Genomic DNA, 1,706 nt, shown 5'->3' with positions numbered 1-1,706 from the left:
AGGCACCGTCGAGGTGGGGGCGGGAGAGCTCCTCCTGCACGCCGAGCGCTACCGGGACCTGGCGGTGGACCTCCCCACCCAGAAGCCCGCCGTCCTCCGACAGGTGCTCCTGCCGATCCTCGTGGACGCCCTGGGATATCCCGGCGAAGCCGGGGACTGGCTCGCCATGATGCGCGCCGGCGCGCTCACACCCGAACAACGCGACACCCTCACCGCCTATCTCGGCGAACACCGGGCCCGGTTCGATCTCTTCGACCCGGTCGACCCCTTCGCCCAGGTGGCAGGGCTGCGCACGACGAAGGGGGAGACCAAGGGCTCCGCCCTGCTGGTGGCGACCGCCGCGACGGGCAACAACGTGCCGCTGTTCGCCTCGCGGACCGAGGGGGACCCCCTGGAACTGACCCCGGCGCAGGCGGCGCGGTGGCTGCTGCACACCCACTGCTGGGACACCGCCGCCATCAAGACCGGGGCCGTGGGGGACCCTCGGGTCAAGGCGGGCAAGACGACCGGCAACCCCACGGGCCCGCTCGGGCAGTTGGGCGTGGTGATGCCGCTGGGGAGCACGCTGTTCGAAACGCTCGTGCTGAACATCCCCTTCGGCCGGACACGCCTGTCCGACGACCTTCCGCAGTGGCGTCGGCGCGACACCACCGGCCGCGTCGAGGACACCCTCTCCTGCGCGCTTCCCGCCTGGCGGGAGCGCGCCTCCCGCGGGCCGTTGGACCTGTGGACCTGGCAGTCCCGCCGTATTCGACTCATCCCCGAGGACACCCCGGCCGGTGTCCGGGTGACCCGGGTCGTCGTGGCGGCGGGGGACCGCCTGACCGTCACGCCCGACCACGAACCCCACACCGCCTGGAGGCTCACCCCGACCCCGAAGCGGCCGAGGACGGGGGCCGCGGCGAAGCGCCCCATCCCCGCCGAACTGCCCCGCCGGCACCAGACCGGCAAGGCCGGTTGGCGCGGCCTGGAGGCATTCCTCGCGGTGGACCGGGAGCAGCGCGACGCCCGGGGCGACCGAGCCGGCTTCCGCACCAGCGTGCTGCTGGATCAGCTCGGTGGCGTGCGGGACCGGCTGCCCGCGACCTACCCGCTGCGCGTGGAGCTGACCGGCATCGCCTACGGCAACCAGTCGGCGGTGGTGGAGGACCTCTACGTCGACTCCATCCCCCTGCCGCTGGTCGCCCTGGACCCGGAGGGACCGTTGTGCTCCTCGTTGCTGGAGGCGGCCGAGCAGGCGGAACAACTCGCCTCGGCGCTCAACCACCTCTCCGGGGACCTGATGCGTGCCGCGGGCAGCGAACCCATCCCGTGGGACAGGGGCCAGCGACCGGGGGAGACTCTCCTCTACGCCCTGGATGCCCCCGCCCGCATGCTGCTCCTGGACCTCCGAGGGAACCCCGAGGACGTAGAGGCCACCGAACGCGTGCTTGAGAAGTGGGAGCGCCACGCCGCCGAGCACACCTGGAAAGTGGCCGAGCAGGTGCTCGCCGGCACAGCCCCCGGAGTCTTCTCCGGCCGCAGGGTGATCAAGGACAGGACCGAGCACGTCTACCGACTGGCCACCGCGGAACAGGGCTTCCGCGCCCGGCTGGCGACCGTGCTTCCCCGGTGGAACGCCGCCCGTCGCGCCGCCCGCGCCGCCGCCTCCCCGGAATCCACCCCCTCTCGCAGCGAAGGATGACCGACCCCGTGACCACCGACAC

Annotated in this window: 1 protein-coding gene; it reads left to right on the top strand. The window is 72.9% G+C overall.

What is annotated here, in order from left to right:
* On the top strand, positions 1-1,684 hold a 1,684-nt coding region (casA, locus tag FNQ90_RS22180), incomplete at its 5' end, for a type I-E CRISPR-associated protein Cse1/CasA (protein WP_228471487.1).
* Between the last annotated feature and the right edge of the window lie 22 nt (positions 1,685-1,706).

The sequence above is a fragment of the Streptomyces alkaliphilus genome (genome assembly GCF_014141535.1).
Lineage (GTDB): Bacteria > Actinomycetota > Actinomycetes > Streptomycetales > Streptomycetaceae > Streptomyces > Streptomyces alkaliphilus.
Note: the sequence above shows the minus strand (reverse complement) of the source record. Positions and strands in the feature narration are given on the sequence as shown.